Source organism: Streptomyces sp. P6-2-1 (assembly GCF_050613165.1).
GTDB lineage: Bacteria > Actinomycetota > Actinomycetes > Streptomycetales > Streptomycetaceae > Streptomyces.
This window is the reverse complement of record NZ_CP192513.1, coordinates 5417923-5434608: the sequence shown is the minus strand read 5'-3', so window position 1 is coordinate 5434608 and position 16686 is coordinate 5417923. Positions and strand designations below refer to the sequence as shown.

The 16686-nt window shown below is 73.0% G+C and carries 11 protein-coding genes; 2 read left to right on the top strand and 9 right to left on the bottom strand.

Going from position 1 to position 16686, the window contains the following annotated elements; translation table 11 throughout:
- Positions 1–22: 22 nt before the first annotated feature.
- From ACQYWQ_RS23195 to ACQYWQ_RS23180, 4 genes are all read right to left on the bottom strand, one after another.
- Positions 23–1021, bottom strand: coding sequence for an acetyltransferase (locus ACQYWQ_RS23195; protein ID WP_431037175.1), 999 nt, complete (start codon positions 1019–1021; stop codon positions 23–25).
- A 296-nt stretch (positions 1022–1317) separates the two neighbouring features.
- The gene (locus ACQYWQ_RS23190) at positions 1318–2763 is read right to left on the bottom strand and encodes an aldehyde dehydrogenase family protein (RefSeq protein WP_431037173.1); all 1446 of its coding nucleotides are present in this window, start codon (positions 2761–2763) and stop codon (positions 1318–1320) included.
- Between the two features lie 454 nt (positions 2764–3217).
- The gene (locus ACQYWQ_RS23185) at positions 3218–4885 is read right to left on the bottom strand and encodes a PucR family transcriptional regulator (RefSeq protein ID WP_431037172.1); all 1668 of its coding nucleotides are present in this window, start codon (positions 4883–4885) and stop codon (positions 3218–3220) included.
- A 418-nt stretch (positions 4886–5303) separates the two neighbouring features.
- Positions 5304–7640 (bottom strand): ATP-binding protein, encoded by a 2337-nt coding sequence (locus ACQYWQ_RS23180; RefSeq protein WP_431037170.1) that lies wholly within the window; start codon positions 7638–7640, stop codon positions 5304–5306.
- A gap of 606 nt (positions 7641–8246) precedes the next feature.
- Here ACQYWQ_RS23180 and gabT point away from each other — a divergent pair.
- Together gabT and ACQYWQ_RS23170 are read left to right on the top strand one after the other, a co-directional pair.
- The gene (gabT, locus tag ACQYWQ_RS23175) at positions 8247–9581 is read left to right on the top strand and encodes a 4-aminobutyrate--2-oxoglutarate transaminase (RefSeq protein WP_431037169.1); all 1335 of its coding nucleotides are present in this window, start codon (positions 8247–8249) and stop codon (positions 9579–9581) included.
- A gap of 646 nt (positions 9582–10227) precedes the next feature.
- The gene (locus ACQYWQ_RS23170) at positions 10228–10902 is read left to right on the top strand and encodes a phosphatase PAP2 family protein (RefSeq protein WP_431037168.1); all 675 of its coding nucleotides are present in this window, start codon (positions 10228–10230) and stop codon (positions 10900–10902) included.
- A gap of 51 nt (positions 10903–10953) precedes the next feature.
- Here the strand turns inward: ACQYWQ_RS23170 and ACQYWQ_RS23165 are convergent, their stop codons facing one another.
- From ACQYWQ_RS23165 to ACQYWQ_RS23145, 5 genes are all read right to left on the bottom strand, one after another.
- Positions 10954–11463 carry a hypothetical protein gene (locus tag ACQYWQ_RS23165; protein ID WP_431037167.1) on the bottom strand — a complete coding sequence of 170 codons (510 nt, stop codon included), beginning with the start codon at positions 11461–11463 and terminating at the stop codon, positions 10954–10956.
- A gap of 268 nt (positions 11464–11731) precedes the next feature.
- Entirely contained in the window at positions 11732–13150 is a 1419-nt protein-coding gene (locus ACQYWQ_RS23160) for an NAD(P)/FAD-dependent oxidoreductase (RefSeq protein WP_431037165.1), read from the bottom strand.
- A gap of 453 nt (positions 13151–13603) precedes the next feature.
- The gene (locus ACQYWQ_RS23155; RefSeq protein ID WP_431037164.1) at positions 13604–14500 is read right to left on the bottom strand and encodes an ABC transporter permease; all 897 of its coding nucleotides are present in this window, start codon (positions 14498–14500) and stop codon (positions 13604–13606) included.
- The gene (locus tag ACQYWQ_RS23150) at positions 14500–15459 is read right to left on the bottom strand and encodes an ABC transporter permease (RefSeq protein WP_431037163.1); all 960 of its coding nucleotides are present in this window, start codon (positions 15457–15459) and stop codon (positions 14500–14502) included. The genes ACQYWQ_RS23155 and ACQYWQ_RS23150 overlap by 1 nt, the downstream gene beginning before the upstream one ends.
- A complete protein-coding gene (locus ACQYWQ_RS23145; RefSeq protein WP_431037161.1) occupies positions 15456–16649 on the bottom strand; it encodes an ABC transporter ATP-binding protein in 1194 nt (397 codons plus the stop codon). The genes ACQYWQ_RS23150 and ACQYWQ_RS23145 overlap by 4 nt, the downstream gene beginning before the upstream one ends.
- Between the last annotated feature and the right edge of the window lie 37 nt (positions 16650–16686).

Here is a 16686-nt window from a genome sequence, read left to right as displayed (position 1 = left end):
AGGAGACAGCGAGTCCCGGAAGTCACCCGGCGGGCGGCGTCCAGATGTAGGGCGTCGTGGTCGTGAGCTCCAGGAAGCCGAGGCGGCGCAGGATGGGCGCGCTGTCGGGGCCGGCGTCGACCTGGAGGTACGGGACGCCGCGCGCGGCGGCGATACGGGCGCGGGCAGCGACCGTCGCGCGGTACAGGCCGCGCCCGCGCCACGCGGCGAGCGTCGAGCCGCCCCAGAGGCCTGCGAAGTCGGTGCCGGGGACGAATTCGATACGGGAGGCGTGGACGGGGATGGCGGGAGTGACCGCCGGGGTGGTGTCCTGCGTCGCGTCGTACGGGGTGGGGGCGGCGTCGGACGCCGCGTGCTGCGCGGCGTGCTGCGCGACGTCGGGCGCCTGGGAGCGTGGCGGACGCGACGTGGCCGCGGGCGCGGCGTCCTGATCGGCCTCGACGACGAGGACCGTCACGTTCTCGGGCGACGTGGTCAGGACGCGGTGGAGTTCCTCGGCGCGGTCGTGGCGCTCGCCCCAGATCTCCCGGTTCATGGCGTCGATGCGGCGGAGGTCGGCGAGCGACGTGACGTCGCGCATCCTGAGGCCGTCCGGCAGGCGCGGTTCGAGCCGGGCGAGGTCCTCCGTGCGGCCGACGAACACGGTCTCGGGCACGTCCGCCACGAAACCGGCGGCGGAGAGCCGCTCGGGCAGGTCCTTCTGCGCGTCGTGGCCGCGCGTCTTCCACTCTGCCTCGATGCCCAACTCGGCATACCTGTCGCGTTGCCTGGCGATCAGCGCGTCCAGGGCGTCGCCCTCCACACCGAGGTCCCTCGGTCCTGTGATGTATCCGGTTCCGGTCCCGGTGAAGCGCACGAGCGGCCCGTCGCGCTCCACGCGAGCACGGGGGTCGGAGAACTCGTTCTCGCCGCGCAGTTGCGCGTCGTAGGCGGCGAGGAGGGTACGGCGGAGTTTCTCGTCCGGCGGGGCGGGCCGCTCGGCGGACGAAGGGGCGGGACGGGAGTGCGATGCGTCGGGCATGGAGGGGACCATGACGCGTAGCGCGAAGCCCGGTCAAAGGGTTTAGCCCGCACGCCACGTGCACGCGACGTCGCGAGGCTTTCCATCTCGCACGCGACGCGACGCGACGCGGCACGACGCGGCACGACGCGGCACGACGCGGCACGACGCGGCACGACGCGGCACGACGCGGCACGACGCGGCACGACGCGGCACGACGCGGCACGACGCGGCGCCCGCGACGTGTCGCGCGGGCGCCGCGTCCTCGTGGGGAACTGCCGCCGGGACGTACGTCCGGTGGCCCCGAGCGGGACGGCTCAGAGCTGGACGCCGGTGAAGACCATGATCCGCTCGTACGTGTAGTCCTCCATCGCCGAGCGGACGCCTTCGCGCCCGACGCCGGAGAGCTTGGCGCCGCCGTACGGCATCTGGTCGGCGCGGTACGAGGGGGCGTCACCGATGATGACGCCGCCGACCTCCAGCGCGCGGTGGGCGCGGAACGCCGCCTGCACGTCGTGTGTGAAGACGCCGGCCTGGAGGCCGTACTTCGAGTCGTTGACCGCGGCGTACGCCTCGTCCTCGCCGTTCACCTTGATCAGGGACAGGACGGGCCCGAAGACCTCCTCCTGGGCGAGGGTCGTGCCTGCGGGGAGGTCGGCGAGGACGGTGGGGCCGTACGTCGCGCCGTCGCGCTCGCCACCGGTCAGGAGCGTCGCCCCCGCGGTGACCGCCTCGTCGACCCAGGACTCGACGCGCCGCGCCGCGTCCTCGCTGACGAGCGGTCCCACCTCGGTCGCCGGGTCGGAGGGGTCGCCGGTCACCTGCGCGTCGACGGCCTTGACGACGCGTTCGACGAGGCGGTCGTACACGGCCGCGTCGGCGATGACACGCTGCACCGAGATGCAGGACTGACCACCCTGGTAGTTCGAGAACGTCGCGATGCGGCTCGCCGCCCAGTCGAGGTCGGCGTCCGATGCGTAGTCCGCGAGGACGACGGCGGCGCCGTTGCCCCCGAGTTCCAGGGTGCAGTGCTTGCGCGGGACGGAGTCCATGATCGCGTAGCCGACCTTCTCCGAACCCGTGAACGAGATCACAGGGAGCCTCTCGTCCTGGACGAGGGCCGGCATGCGGTCGTTCTCGACGGTCAGGACGGACCAGCTGCCCGCCGGAAGCGCGGTCTCGGCGAGGATCTCCCCGAGGACGAGCGCGGACAGGGGCGTCGCGGGGGCGGGCTTGAGGATGATCGGCACGCCGGCCGCGAGAGCGGGCGCGACCTTGTGGGCGCACAGGTTGAGCGGGAAGTTGAACGGCGCGATGCCGAGGACGACGCCGCGCGGGAAACGTCGCGTGAGCCCGATGCGTCCTTCGCCGCCCGCGTCGGTGTCGAGCCGGAGTCCCTCGCCACCGTTGAAACGTCGCGCTTCCTCGCTCGCGAAGCGGAAGACCGAGACGGCGCGGCCGACCTCGCCGCGCGCCCACTTGATGGGCTTGCCGTTCTCGGCGGAGATGAGCTGCGCGATCTCCTCGGTGCGCTCGGTGAGCCGCTTCGCGACATGGTCGAGCGCGGCGGCACGTACGTGCGCGGGGCTCGCGGCGAACTCCTCGCGCACCGCGTACGCGGCGGCGACCGCCTCCTCGACCTGTGCCTCGGTCGGGATGCCTGCCTTCCCGACGAGGCGGCCGTCCCACGGCGAGGTGACGTCGAACGTGGTCTCGCCCGTGGCCTGGCGGCCGGCGAGCCAGAAGGCATGGGTGGAAGTCATCGCGAGTCCCGGCCCTTCCGCAGTGCAGTGGTGGGTGTACGCACGCCGCGTGGCGCGACGCCGCGCGAGGCGATTCGCCTCAGCAGGGCCACCGTAAGCGCCGCGTCGCGCCGCGTCGTTTGTCCGTCGCGTAGCGGCTGAGGAGCTGGACGCACCGTATTGGCGATAGCAGTACGGGGGTGGGGGAGAGTGTCCGACGGGGCGACGTCGAGCGCGGGGCGCGGACGCGACGTGTCGCGACGTGTAGGGGGCGGGGCGCGACGTGCGGGACGCGGGGCGCGACGTGCCGGACGCGACGTCGCGGCTTCGACGTCGCGTGGTGGCGCGGTACGTCGCGTACAGGGCGACGCGACGTGCGGGCGCCTTCAGGCGACGTACGGCGCGACGTCGCCCCGTCACGTACCGCCGCCCACGCCGCCCCGCGACGTACGGCTCGTTCGCGCCAGGGTGTCCGTCAGACGGCGCCGCCCGACGCGGTGGTGGCCTTGAGCGCGAGCCAGAGTTCCATGCGTACATCGGGGTCGTCCAGGGAGCGGCCGAGGATTTCCTCGACGCGGCGCATGCGGTATCGGAGGGTGTGCCGGTGGACGCCCAGTTCGGCCGCGGCGGCGTCCCACTGCCCGTGGTGGGCGAGCCAGGCCCGCAGGGAGGCGACGAGGTTGCCGCGCCCCGTCGCGTCGTGGTCGTGGAGCGCGCGCAGGAGACCGTCCGCGAAGGCCCGTACCGCGTCGTCGGCGAGGAGCGGAAGCACGGAGCCCGCCGCGACGTCCTCGTGCTCGACGAGCGTCCGGCCGCGACGTCGCGCCACGGAGAGGGCCTGTTCGGCCTGCTTGTACGCGGTCGCGGCGGCCACGGGCCCCGAAGGGGCGGAGAGGCCGATCACGAGGCCGTTCTCCGCGGTGGTTGCCGGCGTCCCGCCGGCGTCGCGGGCTCGGTCCGTTTCCCCGGCGTACGTCGCGCAGGCGTCCGCGACGGCGCCCTGGTCGACGGCGAGGAGGACGAGGCGGTCGCCCTCGCGTACGACAAGGACGGGCTCGGCCGCACGGGCGGCGGCCGTTTCGACGAGTTCCACCATGTCCGAGAAGGGGTCCGGTGCGGGTTCGGATGCCGCGACGCCGTCGGCGGTGGCGTGGTCCGTCTCGGTGCCCGGGGCGGGGGACGTCGCGTGCGGGCGCGAAGCGGGCGACGTCGCCGCGACGATGACGAGGCGGAACGGCGCGTCGAGCAGCGCGCCGTACAGATCCCCCGCCGCGGCGCGCGCGTGGCCCGACTCGCCGGCGAGGAGCATCCCGAGAACGGCGGCGCCGATGCGCTGCTCCGCGGCCTGGAAGGCGCGTGAGCGCTCCGTGGTGAGGGTCAGCAACGAGATCGCCGCGTGCACCGAGTAGCGCTCCGCAGTGCCGAGCGTGCCCTCGGTGCCGACGGCGAGGGCCGCGCGGGGGCGCCGGGCCGCGCCGAGGGAGTGCAACTCCACCCTGTCCTCGGCGGCGGCCACGACCGCGCTCGCGGGCGCGGGCCGGTCGCGCAGCCGCCGTACGTCGGATGTGAGGCGCGCGGCACGTCGCGCGGCCCATTCGGGCGCGGCGGCGACGACGGCGCCCGACGCGTCATAGACGGCGGCCCAGCCGTTGAGCTGCGCGGCGAGGGCGCCGAGGAGGCCCTCGGGGCCCTCGCCGAGTGCCTGTCGCGTGAGTTCGCGCTGCGCGGCGAAGCCCGCGGTGACGGCGCGGTACTGCTCGGCCGCGATGGCCGCCGAGACCGCTTTCGTGATCGCCAGGAAGGGGGTACGTCGCGGCACTTCGAGCAGCGGCAGCGACTCCGCCTCGGCCGCGGCGACGAGCGCCGCGGGCACCTCGTCGTAGTTGACCCCTCTGCCGAAGCCGAGCCCCGCGACGCCGGCGCGCGCCAGGCGCCGGACGTAGGGACGGACCTCATCAGGGTTCTCGGCGTCGAGGGTGAGCGCGGTGGTCAGAAGCAGCTCTCCCCCGTTCATGTACGGCACAGGATCGATCAGCTCGCTCACGTGCGCCCAGCGAACAGGAGTGTCCAGGCGATCCGCCCCGGCCAGCGCGGTGAGCTTGAGCGCGGAGTGGTGGACGAGTGAGGCGAGCGTGGGCGGCATGAGACCTTCCGGGCGTCGCGGGGAGCGCGCGCGAACGTGCTGCTGCGGGTTCTTGGCCGTCGCGTACGAGCGACGCTGCCAAGTCTGCCTCACTGTATGCATGGGGTGAGGGGGGTGAGGGGCTGGGGCGGGGGTACGGGGAGGCCGGTGGTGGTCGGGCTGACGCGGCCTGGGCGCCGCGCGGGGTGGGGCGCTACGTCGCGTACCCACGCGGCGTGGAGGCGCTACGTATCGCGAAGGGCCCACGGGCGCCGCGTCGCGGCGGACACGGAGCACAGCGGCGCGACGTCCTCGCCCATACGTCGCGTGGGGTGGCGTACGCCGCGTGATCGGCGTACGCCACCGCGAATGCGTCGCGACGCGTCGCACACCGCGTGATCCATGCGCCGCCGCGCCGCGCCCGCCGCGCAGCGCGTCGTCAGTGACGCAGGTCCACCAGAAGGGGTGGCGCGTGCTCGCCCCGTACCGTAGTGAGCGAGACTACGGCGTGCCCCGGGGGCAGCGCGTGGGCGAGTTCGGAAGCCGACCAGCGCTCCCGCTCCACCTGCCGCACCGTGACGGACTGCGCGGTCGGTGCCTTGCCGGTGATGGCCTTCCGCAGGAAATGGCTGACCTTCGTGAGGGGTTCGTCCGCGACGATCTGCCGGTCCGTGACGTCGCGGATCTCGCGCCACTCCGTGCCCCACGCCGCGGCGAAGTCCTGACCGTCCCTGGGCGCGACCCCCGAGAGCGCCATGCGGCATCCGGCGGCGCCGAGGAGCGGTCCACGCAGCTCCTGCGGTACGTCGTCGAGCGTGCGCAGCGCGAGGAGTACGCCCGCGTGGGCGGAACGCAGCGACTGGATGCCGCGCACGGACGCGCCCGTCACGACGCCGGCCGCGTCGTCCAGCACGAGGCACGCGAAGAGCGAGAGATCGCCGCGTACCAGCACACTCGCCGTGAACTGGGCGAGCACCAGGCGCGCCAGGACGCGTGAGGCGTCGGGGTGACTGCGCGCAGGAAGCTCGATGCGCACGCGTACCGGATGGTCGAGCGCGCGGAAGGAGAACGGCGCCCCCTCGCCCGACGTGTCGAAGAAATCGGCGAAGGCCGGACGGTCCAGCAGCGCGAGCCGGTCCACGAGCAGCGGCGCGGCATCCCCTGGCTGCCCGGCCTGGCGCTCGCGCGACTCCACGTCGCGCAGGAGCGCGCTGTGGCCCGCCTCGGCGAGGGCGGCCCGCAGCGCCGCGAGGTGCTTCGGGGACCCGTCGAGGAGGAGGCGCAGTTCCGGTACGGAGGGGAAACGGCCGTGGACCGCGCGGAAGGGGCCGAGTACCTGGGCGAGGACGGTGCTGGGGCGCCGCCCCGAGCTGGACGCCTGGGGGAGGTCGCCGACCAGGGCTTCGGCGAGGAACGTCGCGGCTTCCTCCGCGTCGTGGGTGCCGCCGTAGAGGTCGAGGTCGTAGACGGAGTCGGGGTGACCGAGGCGGATGACGATGTCGTAGTTGTCGGCATGTCCGAGGCCTGCGCCCTCCGCGCCCACCACGACGACCGCGGCCCGGCCCGCCAGGGCTTGCAGGCACAGCGCTTCGGCGACGGGGCGGACGAGTGCGCCGGTCTTGCCGGAGCCGGCCGGGCCGACGGCGACGAGGGAGGTCGCGAGGAGTTCCGAGCCGAGCGCGAAGCCGGCGGTGCGGTACGCGTAGGGGTTGTGCGCGTCGTCCAGGGTCGCGCCCAGGCGCACCTGTCCCGTGGCGAGGTCGTGCGGTACGGAGCGTGCGGGGAGGTCACGGCGGCCCGACGGGTGCGGGAACGCCGCGGCGCCGTCGCGCAGGATGTCGCGCCGGAACGTCTCGGCCGGCAGTTGCCCGGACTGCACGGAGCGCCAGGCGCGTACCAGCCGTGCGTGGTCCACGTCGCGCAGCCGGCCCGCGTGCGCCTCGTCCGCGAGCTTGTCGGCCACAGCGTGCTCACCGGCAGCGCGCAGCTCGGGCCACTGGGCGGGGTCTTCCTGGGGAGCCGGAGCGGGGGGTGGGGACGCCGCGCTGTCCGCTTCGCGACGGGCGCGGGACCAAGGGGAGTAGCGGCGCCAGAGCTCGGGCCAGCGGCCGAGCCGGGCGACCATCACCGCCACCAAGGCGGCAACGAGGAGGATGTAGATCCACGAGACGTAGGCGGCACCGATTGATTGCGATTCAAGGGGAGTCGTTTTGATCAGCACCGTCAGCGGAGCCTGCCACCAGTTGCCCCACAGGTAGCCGTTGTACAACAACGACCAGAACAACCACCCCACCAGCAAAGCCAGCAACGCCCCGCTGACGAGCTGCCGCCCCGGAACCTGCTCCGGCTCCACCTCCGGCCTCGGCCGGTGACCGAAGCGCCAGATGCCGGGGAGCGCCGGAGGGCGCGGTGTACGGAGCCAGTCGAGAAAGTCCGCTCCGGGCGGCCTCTCCGGGACGGCCCCTCGGGGAGACGGGCCGGGGTCCCAACCCGGCATGGGCGGCGGCACCCGCGCGTCGTGCGCGGCCGGACGTGCGCGCGGCGGAGGCGGCACCGGCGCGTGGGACGGTGGACCCGCGGGGAGCGGCGGTACGGGCCCCGCAGGCCGCGGCGGTACGGGAGGAACCGGGCCCCCCTGACGCGCGTCAGGCACCACGCGGTCCCCCGGCGGCCCGTCGGGAACCGGCGGCATCGGTGGCACGGAACCGGCCGGTGGGCCTCCGGGCGCGGGACCGCCCCCAGGTGCCTGCGATCCGTACGTGCCGTCCCTGTCCATGCCCAGCCCCCTGACCTGCCGGTCCGTCGTACCGTCTCGCGCGGCGCGGGTCGATCATCGATCGCGGCTCAATCTAGTGTCCCCACAGGCCCCCGCGGACGACGCACACAGGTTGTACCCGATTTTCGGCCGGGCGACAGACCACCACGAAGCCACGTCGCGCCGCGGCGTAGGACCTACCCCGACGCCGCGCGCACAGGACACGCCGCACGCCCGCCGACGCCGCGTCCCCCGACACCGCGATGCCCGGCGCCCCGCAACCCCGCAACCCCGCACCCCGCACCCCGCACCCCGCACCCCGCACCCACGCCACGCGACCGCCCCTCCACGCACCCCAGCCCCACCCCTCCACGTCGCGCGATCCATGCGGCGTCCTCACTCCACCAAGGACAACCGACACGTCCCACTTCTCCCGAACGGCGCATCCCGTCCCGCCCCCGTGCCCCCTAGCCTGCGAACAGGCACCGGCGACGTGCGGAGGCACCGCAGGCGACGGAGCGCCGCAGCCCCGGTCCGGCAGGCGGACGTCACGCGTCCACGCCCCGGAACCGGGCAGCCGGGTCAGCACCCCGGACCACGGACACCCAAGGACCCCCAGGAGCCCTCATGAGCGCCATTCCGCAGGAGCGCCGCGTCGTCACGGCCATCCCCGGCCCGAAGTCGCAGGAAATTCAGGCCCGCCGCGCCGCCACCGTCGCGGCCGGTGTCGGCTCGACGCTGCCCGTGTTCGCGGCGCGCGCCGAGGGCGGCATCCTGGAGGACGTCGACGGAAACCGCTTCATCGACCTCGGCTCGGGCATCGCGGTCACCACGGTGGGCGCGAGCGCCGAGGCGGTCGTACGTCGCGCGAGCGCGCAGCTCGCCGACTTCACGCACACGTGCTTCATGGTGACGCCGTACGAGGGCTACGTCGCCGTCGCCGAGCAGCTCGCCGCGCTCACCCCCGGCGACCACGCGAAGAAGTCGGCGCTCTTCAACTCGGGCGCCGAGGCCGTCGAGAACGCCGTCAAGATCGCCCGCGCGTACACGAAGCGCCAGGCCGTCGTCGTCTTCGACCACGGCTACCACGGCCGCACCAACCTCACGATGGCGCTGACGGCCAAGAACATGCCGTACAAGGACGGCTTCGGCCCCTTCGCGCCCGAGGTCTACCGCGTGCCCGTCGCCTACGCGTACCGCTGGCCGACCGGTCCGGAGAACGCCGGTCCCGAGGCCGCCGCGCAGGCGATCGACCAGATCACGAAGCAGATCGGCGCGCACAACGTCGCGGCGGTCATCATCGAGCCGGTGCTCGGCGAGGGCGGCTTCATCGAGCCGGCGAAGGGCTTCCTGCCGGCGCTCCGCGAGTTCGCCACGGCGAACGGCATCGTCTTCGTCGCCGACGAGATCCAGTCCGGCTTCTGCCGTACGGGCCAGTGGTTCGCGTGCGAGGACGAAGGCATCGTCCCTGACCTCATCACCACCGCCAAGGGCATCGCCGGTGGTCTCCCGCTCTCCGCCGTGACGGGGCGCGCCGAGATCATGGACGCCGCGCACGCGGGCGGCCTCGGCGGTACGTACGGCGGCAACCCTGTCGCGTGCGCCGCTGCGCTCGGCGCGATCGAGACCATGAAGGAACTCGACCTCAATACCAAGGCGAAGCGCATCGAGGAGATCATGAAGGGGCGCCTCGTCGCGCTCCAGGAGAAGTACGAGGTCATCGGCGACGTGCGCGGGCGCGGCGGGATGATCGCGGCCGAGTTCGTCAAGCCGGGTGGCAAGGAGCCGAACCCGGAGATCACCTCGGCGATCGCGAAGGCATGTCACGCCGCGGGCGTCCTCGTCCTGACCTGCGGCACGTACGGAAACGTCGTCCGCTTCCTGCCCCCGCTGGTCATCGGCGAGGACCTCCTCAGCGACGCGCTCGACGTCTTCGAGCAGGCGCTGGCGGCGTCGGCCTGACCGGAGGGACGCCGCGCGAACGCGACGCCGCGCGACGCGACGCCGCATGACGCGACGTCGCGTGGCAGGCGGCTGCGTCGCGTGGCGCCCGGGGTACGTCGCGCGGCAGGCAGCAGGTCGCGGTGCGAGCGCGGACGTCGCGCAGCGTCGGGGGGTACGTACGTCGCGTGTCGTCCGGGCGTCGCGAGGTCGCTGAGCGCGCACCACGCCACGTGTCCAGGCGCCGTGCGTCCCCACGCCCCACGCGAGGCATGCCGTCTCCCCCGGCCCGTCGCACTCGCCCGCGCCCCGCTCCGTCAGGCATCGTGAGAGCGTGACCAGGCTTGTGAAGAAGGTGTGCGAGGGCGATGGCGGGATGGGTCGGTCCCTGTCCCGGCGGTCGTTCCCTGCCGTACGTTCTACGCGGATGAACGCAACACCCCGCCCGTGGGAGACCGCGAGCGGCGCCGTGGCGTGGCCTCCCCAGCCGCGTACCGGCCGTGCCTTCGCGCACATCCCCGGGGCCTCAGGCCCTGGACATCCTCACCGATCGGACGGCCGCCCGCCCCAAACCCCCCGGGGCGCGCGGTTTCCCGGTCCTCCCGGACGCCCCGGAACCAGCCCCCCGGTCCCGGGGCGTCCGGCTTTCGTCCTCATCCTGTGCGCGGTGGTCTTCGCGCTTCTCACTTGGCAGCTCGTCGCCCGCGGCCCGCTCCGTCGCCTCGACGAGCGCCTCGGCGTACGCGTCCACGACGGCGCGGGACTGCCCCATCCCCTCGCCGAGTTCTTCTCCGATCTCGGCAACACCGCGGTCGCCATCCCCGTACTCGCCGTCTGCGCCGCCGCTGTCACGTGGTGGGTACGTCGCGAGGCGGGCCGCTTCGCGTGGTGGCCGGCGCTCACCGCTCTCGCCGCGATCCTGGTCGTCCCCGCGCTCGTCCTCCCCCTCAAAGAGGTCTTCGACCGCCCGGGCCAGCCTTCCGCCGAGGGCCTCGGCTACTACCCCTCGGGCCATACGGCGACCGCGAGCGTCGCGTACGGCGTCGCGCTTCTCCTGCTCCTCGCGGGTCCCGTCGCCCCGCACCGCCGCGGCACGCGACGCGCCTTGGGCGCGGCGTGGCTGCTGGTCGTTCTGTGCGTGAGCTACGGGCTGGTGCGGCAGGGCTACCACTGGCCCCTGGACGTCGCGGCGAGCTGGTGCCTGGGCGTCGCGGTACTCCAGGTCGTGGCGGTCGTTCTCGTACGGATGAGGGAGCGGCAACGGACACGGGCAGGGGAGGAGACGGCGCGAGGACGGCGGGAACGTCACGCGGAGCAGCAGGAACGCGACGACGTCGCGTAGCCCCGCGCGACGTACCGCCGCCCGCGCGACGTCGCGGGGGGGGCGACGCGGTCACGTCGCGCGCCCCTCCTCGTCGCGACGTGCCGCGGCCTCGTGCAGCGCGAGTTCGAGCCGCGCCGCGTCGGTGAGCACCCCCGATCCGTCCGGCGGAACGATCCAGCTGATGCCGTCCGCCGTCTCGCCGGGGCGCGGCACCACCAGCCACGTACCGTGTCCCGCGCACCGGGCCCCACCGCCCGCCCACTGCGCGGCCGTTCCCACCGGTACGAGGAAGCCCAAGCGGTCCCTCCCCGCATCCGCGAGAACCGGGCCGGGCCGCTCGACCAGCCGCCCGAGAATCTCCAACGTCGCCCGCCCGAGGAGCCCGGGGAGCACCAGGACGTCCCAGACGCGGCCCGCCGGCAGCAGCGCGGTCCCCCGCGGATCGCGCTCCCACCGGCGCAGGCACGACGCGGGGTCAGGCGCGGCGCTCGCCAACCAGGCCAAGGGGCTCGGCCTTTCCGCGGTCTCTGGGACCTCGGGGGACTCGGGAGCCTCGGGGGCCTCATGGGAATCCGTCATCGTGCTGCCTCCTGTCGCCAGGCGCACACGTCGCGCGCCTGCCAGCAGAGACGACCTGCGGGAGCGAGCATTACGCGGGTCGCTGGACGACGCGGCGGTGACGCGCGTCACAGCGCGACACGCGGCGGAGCGACGCGACGTACGCGACGTCGCGGCGCGCAAACGCCGCCCCGCTTCACCGCGACGTCGCGCACGTCGCGCACGTCGCGCACGTCCCCCCCCATCACGCGACGCGACATCGCGCGACGCCCCGCCGTCCCGTCCCACCTCAGCTGTCGAACCCGAGCCCCATCCGGTCCATCGCGCGCAGCCACAGGTTCCGTCGCCCGCCGTGGTCGTCGGCGCGGGCGAGTGAACGTCGCGTCAGCTCGATGCCTGCCCAGGCGAACGGCTCGGGCGGGAAGGGCATCGGCTTCGTGCGCACCATCCGCAGCGCGGTCCGCTCCGTCTCCGCCCCGTCGAGGAGGTCGAGCATGACGTCGGCGCCGAAGCGCGTCGCACCCACGCCGAGCCCGGTGAAGCCGGCGGCGTACGCGACGCGCCCGCGATGCGCGGTACCGAAGAAGGCCGAGAAGCGAGTGCAGGTGTCGATCGCGCCGCCCCACGCGTGGGTGAAGCGGAGCCCTTCGAGCTGCGGGAAGCAGGTGAAGAAGTGCTGCGCCAGCTTCTCGTACGTCGCGGGCCTGTCGTCGTACTCGGCGCGTACCGAGCCGCCGAAGCGGTAGATCGCGTCGTACCCGCCCCACAGGATGCGGTTGTCCGCGGTGAGCCGGAAGTAGTGGAACTGGTTCGCGCTGTCGCCGAGTCCCTGGCGGTGGCGCCAGCCGATCGCGTCGCGTTGGGCGCCGGTGAGCGGCTCCGTCATGAGCGCGTAGTCGTACACCGGCACCGTGTACGGGCGCAGACGGCGCACGAGCGAGGGAAACACGTTGGTGCCGAGCGCGACGTCGCGCGCGAAGACGCGTCCGTACGGCGTACGCAGTGCCATCCGGCCGCCGTCGCGGGCGAGGGCGAGGCCTGGGGTGTACTCGTGGATGCGGACGCCGAGGTCCAGGCACGCGCGCCGCAGCCCCCACGCGAGGCGCGCGGGATGCAGCAGCGCGACGCCGCGGGCGTCGTAGAGACCCGCGAGGAAGGTCGGCGAGTCGACCTCGGCGCGCAGAGCCGCCTCGTCGAGCAGCTCGTAGTCGTCGAAGCCGTGCGCCCGCGCCGTCTCGTACAGCTCGGCGAGTTCCTCGACCTGGTGCGGCTGCGTCGCGACGTCGATCTCGCCCGTGCGCTCGAAATCGCAGTCGATGCCGTAACGCGCCACGGTGGCCTCGATGTCGTCGAGGTTGCGGCGACCCAGCTCCTCCAGGGCGTCGATCTGGTCCGGCCAGCGGTCGAGGCCGTTGGGGAGTCCGTGCGTGAGGGACGCGGCACAGAAGCCCCCGTTGCGCCCTGAGGCCGCCCACCCGACCGTCTTCGCCTCCACGAGGACGACGTCGCGCCCGGGGTCGCGTTCCTTGGCCCGCAAGGCGGTCCACAGGCCGCTGTAGCCGCCGCCGACGACGAGGAGGTCGCAACGGGTGTCGCCCACGAGCGCAGGAAGGGCTTCGGGGCGTCCGGGGTCGTCGAGCCAGTAGGCGCCGGGACGGGCGTCGGCGAGGGCGGTGGTCCAACTGCTGCTCATGGCGCTCGCGGCCATGATGTCAACTCCCTACGGGGGCGCTCCGCGCGGCGCGGAGCACGTTCGGTACGAAAGGTGCGGTATCGCTGCCGCGTGCCTCGCGCCGGTCCGGGCCGGCGGACGCGCGCGGGCCGTACGCCACGACGCTACGAGGCGCGCGCGACGTGCGGGTACGTGGGGTGGGAGGTGTCGCGCGACGCGACGCGGGCGGCCTACGCGACGTATGTCGCGGCGTAGGCGCTGCGGGCCGCGACGTCGGGCCGTATATCGCGACGCGGGCGCCGTATGTCGCGATACACGGAGTCGCGGCTGCGCGGCCCACGGCGCGTGCGCGGCGCGCGACGTCGCGGACAAGGCGGCACGTGCCGCACGACGCGACAGGCGGCCCGCCCACGACGCGGCGCGCTCCGGGACACGTGTCGCGACACGTCGCGACACGCCCCGCGTCCCGCGACGTCCCACCCCGCCGTGTCAGCCTCCCTGCTGTCGCTTCCTGCGCCCGCCGAGAAGCATGGCGGCCAGGACGACGAGGACGGCGACGACGAACATGGCGGTGCCGATCACGTTGATCTGCACCGGGGTGCCGCGCTGCGCCGAGCCCCACACGTACATCGGGAAGGTCACCGTGGAGCCGGCGTTGAAGTTGGTGATGATGAAGTCGTCGAACGAGAGCGCGAAAGCAAGCAACGCGCCCGCCGCGATGCCGGGCGCGGCGATCGGCAGCGTGACGCGCAGAAAGGTCTGGACGGGCCCGGCGTACAGGTCTTGGGCGGCTTGTTCCAGGCGCGGGTCCATGCTCATGACGCGTGCCTTGACCGCCGTGACGACGAAACTGAGGCAGAACATGATGTGCGCGATCAGGATCGTCCAGAAACCGAACTGCACGCCCATGTTGAGGAACAGCGTCATCAGCGACGCGGCCATGACGACCTCGGGCATCGCCATCGGCAGGAAGATCAGCGAGTTGACAGCGCCGCGCGCACGGAAGCGGTACCTCACGAGCGCGAAGGCGATCATCGTGCCGAGCACCGTGGCCCCGAGCGTCGCCCAGCCCGCGATCTGGAGGCTGAGCGAGAGCGAACCGCACATGTCGGCCACGCCGCAGGGATCGGTCCAGGCATCGGTGGAGAAGCGCTGCCACTCGTAGTTGAATCGTCCGTTCGGTTTGTTGAACGAGAAGATCATCACGACGACATTCGGAAGGATCATGTACGCGAGCGTGCAGATCCCGGCGAAGACGACGAGGTTGCGGCGGACGACGCGCAGCGGCCCGCCGGGCTTGCGCGCACGCGACGCCGACGCGGCGTCACGCGGCGTACGGCGCGTACGGGGCGCGACGTCGCGCGGCGTGGGGGTCCGGGTGCTCATCAGATCAGGTCCTCCGTACCGGACTTGCGCAGATAGACCGTGACGGCCGCGAGGATGGCCGCCATGAGGATGAAGGAGAGTGCGGCGGCCGCCGGGTAGTCGAGGACGCGGAGGAAAAGCGTCTGAATGACATTCCCGATCATCCGGGTATCCGTCGATCCGAGGAGATCGGCGTTGACGTAGTCGCCGGCCGCGGGGATGAAGGTGAGCAGCGTCCCCGAGACGACTCCGGGGAGCGACAGCGGGAAGGTCACCCTGCGGAAGGTCGTGAACGGTGCGGCGTACAGGTCCCCGGCCGCCTCGTGGAGCCTCGGGTCGATGCGCTCCAGGGACGTGTAGAGCGGAAGGATCATGAACGGCAGGAAGTTGTACGTGAGCCCGCAGACGACGGCGAGCGGCGTCGCGAGGACGCGGTCGCCCTCGGTGATGCCGAGCGCGCTCGTGACGTCCAGGAGGTGCAGGGTGTTGAGCGCGTCCACGACGAAGCCGCCGTCGGCAAGGATCGTCTTCCACGCGAGCGTGCGGATGAGGAAGCTCGTGAAGAACGGCGCGATGACGAGGATGAGCACCAGGTTCCGCCAGCGCCCCGCGCGGAAAGCGATGAGATACGCGAGCGGGTAGCCGAGCGCGAGGCACAGGACCGTCGCGACCGCGGCGTAGGCGAGCGAGCGCACGAACTGCGGCCAGTACTCTCCGAAGACGTCCCAGTACGTGGCGAAGTGCCACGTCACCCGGAAGCCGTCCTCCAGCGAACCCGTCTGCACCGACGTGGACGCCTGGTAGACCATCGGCAGCGCGAAGAAGACGAGGAGCCACAGCATTCCGGGCAGCAGCAGCCAGTACGGGACGAGGCGGCCGCGTACGCGGACGCCGCGACGTCGCGGCGGCGTGGGCTCCGCTACGTCGTGGGGGCCCGGCGTCTTCGCGGGCGGCGCGGGCGGTGCGTCGGTGGTGCTCACGCGACGTCCCCCTCGCTGCCCGCCGTCGCGACGCCCGCCTCGATGTCCTGCTCCGCGTCGAGCCCGAAGCCGTGCGCGGGATTCCAGTGCGCGACGACCTCGGCGCCGGGCGTCAGGCGCGCGTCGCGCTCGATGTTCTGCGCGTACACCTCGAAGCGCCCGCAGCAGGGGGCGTCGAGCACGTACTGCGTCGAGACGCCGATGAAGCTGGAGTCGGCGATACGGCCGCGGACCCGGTTGCGGCCCTCGGGTATCCGCGCCGCGTCCTCGGCGGGGACGAGCGAGACCTTCTCGGGGCGCACCCCGAGCAGTAGCGCGCCCCCAGGTGAGGGCGGCGCCGCGCAGCGTGCGGAGGGCACGACGAGGCGTGTGCCGCGCGACATCAGCGCGACGTCGCCACCCGGCGTCGCGTCGTCGACGGTGCCCGGGATGAGGTTCGATGTGCCGAGGAAGTTCGCCACGAAGGTGCTGCGCGGCGTCTCGTAGAGGTCCTCGGGGGCGCCGAGCTGTTCGACGCGGCCCGCGTTCATGACCGCGACGGTGTCGGCCATCGTCATGGCCTCCTCCTGGTCGTGCGTCACATGCACGAAGGTGATGCCGACCTCCGTCTGGATGCGCTTCAGCTCCAGTTGCATCTGCCGGCGCAGCTTCAGGTCGAGTGCCCCGAGCGGCTCGTCGAGGAGGAGGACCTTGGGGCGGTTGATGAGCGCGCGGGCGACGGCGACGCGCTGCTGCTGGCCACCGGAGAGCTGGTGCGGCTTGCGGCGCGCGTAGTCGCCGAGCTGGACGAGGTCGAGCATGTCGGCCACCTGCTTCTTCACCGACTTGATGCCGCGTCGTCGCAGGCCGAACGCGACGTTCTCGTAGATGTCGAGGTGCGGGAAGAGCGCGTAGCTCTGGAACACCGTGTTGACGGGACGACGGTACGGCGGCAGCCCGGTCACCTCCTCGTCGCCGAGGTGCACGGCGCCCGAGGTCGGTACCTCCAGGCCCGCGATCATGCGCAACGTCGTCGTCTTGCCGCACCCGGAGGCGCCGAGCAGCGCGAAGAAGGACCCCTGCGGAACGGTCAGGTCCAGCGGGTGCACCGCCGTGAAGTTCCCGTACTTCTTCCCGATCCCTTCGAGGCGCACGGCGCCGCCCCGGTCGGTCGGGGCCGTCTGGTCGGTGGATGGCGTGGTGGTCGTCATGAGCTGTATCCCGGTGGTGGAGGTGCCGGTGGTGGGA

What these genes read in the sequence shown, in the direction of transcription:
- ACQYWQ_RS23155 (WP_431037164.1), bottom strand. Translation starts at nt 14,500, where the DNA reads ATGAGCACCCGGACCCCCACGCCGCGCGACGTCGCGCCCCGTACGCGC.
- ACQYWQ_RS23185 (WP_431037172.1), bottom strand. Translation starts at nt 4,885, where the DNA reads ATGCCGCCCACGCTCGCCTCACTCGTCCACCACTCCGCGCTCAAGCTC.
- ACQYWQ_RS23145 (WP_431037161.1), bottom strand. Translation starts at nt 16,649, where the DNA reads ATGACGACCACCACGCCATCCACCGACCAGACGGCCCCGACCGACCGG.
- ACQYWQ_RS23165 (WP_431037167.1), bottom strand. Translation starts at nt 11,463, where the DNA reads ATGACGGATTCCCATGAGGCCCCCGAGGCTCCCGAGTCCCCCGAGGTC.
- ACQYWQ_RS23160 (WP_431037165.1), bottom strand. Translation starts at nt 13,150, where the DNA reads ATGGCCGCGAGCGCCATGAGCAGCAGTTGGACCACCGCCCTCGCCGAC.
- gabT (WP_431037169.1), top strand. Translation starts at nt 8,247, where the DNA reads ATGAGCGCCATTCCGCAGGAGCGCCGCGTCGTCACGGCCATCCCCGGC.
- ACQYWQ_RS23190 (WP_431037173.1), bottom strand. Translation starts at nt 2,763, where the DNA reads ATGACTTCCACCCATGCCTTCTGGCTCGCCGGCCGCCAGGCCACGGGC.
- ACQYWQ_RS23180 (WP_431037170.1), bottom strand. Translation starts at nt 7,640, where the DNA reads ATGGACAGGGACGGCACGTACGGATCGCAGGCACCTGGGGGCGGTCCC.
- ACQYWQ_RS23195 (WP_431037175.1), bottom strand. Translation starts at nt 1,021, where the DNA reads ATGCCCGACGCATCGCACTCCCGTCCCGCCCCTTCGTCCGCCGAGCGG.